Raw genomic sequence first — 3,054 nt, forward strand, 5'->3', positions numbered from 1 at the left:
AGGACGCGCGCCGGCGCCTCCTGTTCCAGTGGCTCCTGTCGCGGAGCCGGGCAGGGGAGGCCATACCACACCGGCCGGAGGCGTCAGAAGAGGTAGGCGGCGCTGCACTTCACACGGTTCTTCTTTAAGAAGTAGCCGCAATTTTTCAATAAATTCCTGTCGTGTCTGGTTTTGCAACTGCAATTCGGCAAGCTGGGCTGCCACTTCTGCCTTGCGGCTTTCTGCTTCTTGAAATTGTTTCCAGAAAAGCCATGCTGCGAGGAGCAGCAAGGCCAGAAAGAAGAGCAGTCCCCAGAAACGAGGACGCCGGAACCACGGCAGCGGGGTGGCCGCCGGAGCGCCGGTTGGCGCGGACTGCTCCGGTGGGGCCGGATTGGGCGTTTGACTCATGGCAACTCCGCGGCGAAAACCGCAGGGAAACATTCGCGCTGCCCCGGAACAAAACGCGAGGCAGCGCAAAAATGAAGTTATCCAAGCAGGTTGTTTACGGTTTCTTCATAACTTGTCATGCGGGCATCCACATCACTGCGCGTGCTTTCAAGTTCCTTGCGGGAAGATTTCCACTCCGACGCCTGGGAAGAAATGCCGGACTGTTTGGCAACAGGGGTTTTCTTGGGCGTGGAGGCCGTGGGGGAAGCGGGCTGGCTTGTGGTGTAGTCCGCAGCCAGAGCACGTTCGTATTCGGTATTTCTCTGGGCCATAGCCGAAGACGTGTCTTTAAGGATGTAGGCAGTTTCTTCAAGGCCGCTGCGGATTTCAGCGTAGCGATCCTGCAGTTCGAGACGGGTGATCTGCCCGGCCCGGTACTGGTCCACCGCCAGTTTGAACTGCTGGTCATAGCACCTGGTTGCCAGCTTGGCCGCCGCTGTTGCACGGTTCATGCTGGCAGCTTCTGCGCCCATCTGCCGGTTGTATTCCGCAAGATAGGCCGCGTCACGCTGTCTTTCCTGGGATTTGCCGTAAATGTTGCCGCCCACAGCGCCTGCTGCTCCGCCGGCCACGGCTCCCGCCAACGCGCCTTCAACCTTTCCGGTCGCCAGGCCACCTATAAGAGCGCCCAGCAAGGCTCCCCCGGCAGCGCCCGCAGCGGTGCTTTTGCCGGTGCTGTTCTCATCTTTCCGCAATTGGTTCACGGGTTCATAGCACTGGGGGTAATAGTTCACCTTGGTTCGCTGTTCGCCATAGCGGCTGGTGCAACCCGAAAAAAGCAGGCCGCCCACAAGGACAAAAACAAGAGGAAGATATGCGCGCCGTTGCATGACACGGCCTCCTGATAAAAGTTTAAGGAAAGTCGTCACTTCTTTAATGGTACTGCAAAATCGTACTATACGGCAAGTCCTGCTGCGGCAACACTGCGGGCAGGGGATTGGCGACGGTGGCGTCATGCCATTTGCTGTCTTGAAATTTCATAAGCTTTCTGAGTTTTGTCGCGGCTGGAACTGACAGGGGCTGACCGCAGAACGGCCAGATCCGGGGTACGGCGAGGGAACATTGCCGGGGTGGGTTTGACAACACACAGTCGGGGATGGTTAAACAACCCGGTGGCAATGCCGCCCTGCGTCACCGCCCGTTTTTGCGCCAGACGTGTGCGCATGTTGGCGGAGATGCCTTTCAGCAACATTTTACCTCGTGAGTTATCATGGCCTTTTCTGCTTCACGCGATGCCAAAACCACCATCGTCTGCCCCAACTGTCCGGACAAGCTGCATATCGTTCGCACCTGTCATGAAGTTTTTATGCGTTGCCCTTCGTGTGGGGCGGAGTTTCCCCTGCAGGAGTATATCCGGCAGGCCGATGACGCCATGGAAAGCTTTTTGGAAAATGTTTACTGCAACCGCATCTGAAGCGTCGCTTATACGATTTCAAAGATATCCCGGAACATTTTCAGGGCAATGACGCAAAGGAACTGCCCTGCGTCTGCGAGGGCAGGTTCCCGTCACGGCAAGGCCGCGCTGCCTCGTCTCTTGCCGGAGTCTTCTTTATATTGAAGTCTTATTATGTTATGAGCGCAGGCAGCTATGCCTCTGCGCTGCGCAATGTGCAGCAACGCAGTGGTGGAAGCTTTGAGATGAATGTTTGCAAAGCCGTAAAGGACTAAGCAATTTCACTTTGAAATTGCTCTGGCGGCTGCGTGAGCAGTAGCCCGCCGCAAAGATGCAAGCGCAGCTTCAGGCGTTACGACAAAGGAAGTTACGGATGCTTCAGGAGTTGTAACGCAGGAAACTACACTTGCAGACACCATGTGTAACGAGCGGTTTGTTTCCACACAACCACTGTCGCCATTCGTAAGGCTCGCAGGCTCGCCAACGACTGCCGCGAAGACAGCAGAGCTATTTACTTGCGCGGTTAAGCAGCGAAGCGAGCGTGTCTTAAACTTTGAGAATGTACACTCTCAAAGTTAATCTGCTCTAGTTGCCGCACCGCCCTGCTGGAAGAGGCAGCGCTTTGCCCGCAGCCATGCCGCTGGCCCAGGCCCAATGCAGGTTGTAACCGCCAAGAAGGCCCGTCACATCCAGCATTTCGCCCGTAATGAACAGGCCCGGACAAAGGCGGCTTTGCATGGTTTGCGGATCAATTTCCGAGGTTTGTACGCCACCACCGCAGGCTTCGGCTTTTTTGAGACCTGCTGTTCCCACAGGCAGAAGACTGTAGGCATGCACAGCTTCTGCCAGGCTGTCACGTGTTGCGCGTGACAGTTCCGCAATTTTTTTACGGGCGCTTTCCTGCGGCAGCAGGGCATCCACAAGGCGTTGGGGCAACAGACGCCCAAGCAGCGCCCGTGCGGTTTGTTTACCGGCTTCCGGCGCGTCCAGCAGGGCTTTGAATTTGCGGTCGGGCAGAAAATCCACGCAAACCTGCATGCCGCTTTCCCAGAACAGCGATGCCTTGAGCGCGGCCGGGCCACTGAGGCCGCCATGCGTGAAAAGCAGATGGTCCTGCCACTGGCGCGTTCCCGCCGAAATGCGGACAGGCAGGCTGATACCCGAAAGGTCTGTGAGGTGGTGTCCCTGCGGGAGCAGCAGTGGCGTCAGGACCGGGCGCGGCGGCACAAGGA

Annotated in this window: 4 protein-coding genes and 1 pseudogene; 1 reads left to right on the forward strand and 4 read right to left on the reverse strand. The window is 57.2% G+C overall.

All coding sequences use genetic code 11. The features are described from left to right. From V6C16_RS10350 to V6C16_RS10360, 3 genes and pseudogenes are all read right to left on the reverse strand, one after another. Positions 1-390 (reverse strand): annotated as a pseudogene (locus tag V6C16_RS10350) (serine protease); the annotation flags it as partial. 77 nt (positions 391-467) lie between these two features. Beyond that, entirely contained in the window at positions 468-1,259 is a 792-nt protein-coding gene (locus tag V6C16_RS10355) for a YMGG-like glycine zipper-containing protein (protein WP_333534573.1), read from the reverse strand. A gap of 122 nt (positions 1,260-1,381) precedes the next feature. After that, complete coding sequence (locus V6C16_RS10360) at positions 1,382-1,621, reverse strand: hypothetical protein (RefSeq protein WP_333534572.1); 240 nt, start codon at positions 1,619-1,621, stop codon at positions 1,382-1,384. Between the two features lie 18 nt (positions 1,622-1,639). Here V6C16_RS10360 and V6C16_RS10365 point away from each other — a divergent pair, with 18 nt between their 5' ends. Then, the gene (locus V6C16_RS10365; RefSeq protein ID WP_333534571.1) at positions 1,640-1,843 is read left to right on the forward strand and encodes a dual CXXC motif small (seleno)protein; all 204 of its coding nucleotides are present in this window, start codon (positions 1,640-1,642) and stop codon (positions 1,841-1,843) included. Positions 1,844-2,407: 564 nt separating this feature from the next. Here the strand turns inward: V6C16_RS10365 and V6C16_RS10370 are convergent. Next, a partial coding sequence (locus V6C16_RS10370; RefSeq protein ID WP_333543149.1) for an NAD(P)/FAD-dependent oxidoreductase occupies positions 2,408-3,054 on the reverse strand: 647 nt, incomplete at its 5' end.

The organism is Desulfovibrio sp. 1188_IL3213, assembly GCF_036763145.1.
Classification (GTDB): Bacteria; Desulfobacterota; Desulfovibrionia; order Desulfovibrionales; family Desulfovibrionaceae; genus Desulfovibrio.

Coding starts and splice junctions, on each gene's coding strand:
- V6C16_RS10355 (WP_333534573.1), bottom strand. CDS start 1,259: ATGCAACGGCGCGCATATCTTCCTCTTGTTTTTGTCCTTGTGGGCGGC.
- V6C16_RS10360 (WP_333534572.1), bottom strand. CDS start 1,621: ATGTTGCTGAAAGGCATCTCCGCCAACATGCGCACACGTCTGGCGCAA.
- V6C16_RS10365 (WP_333534571.1), top strand. CDS start 1,640: ATGGCCTTTTCTGCTTCACGCGATGCCAAAACCACCATCGTCTGCCCC.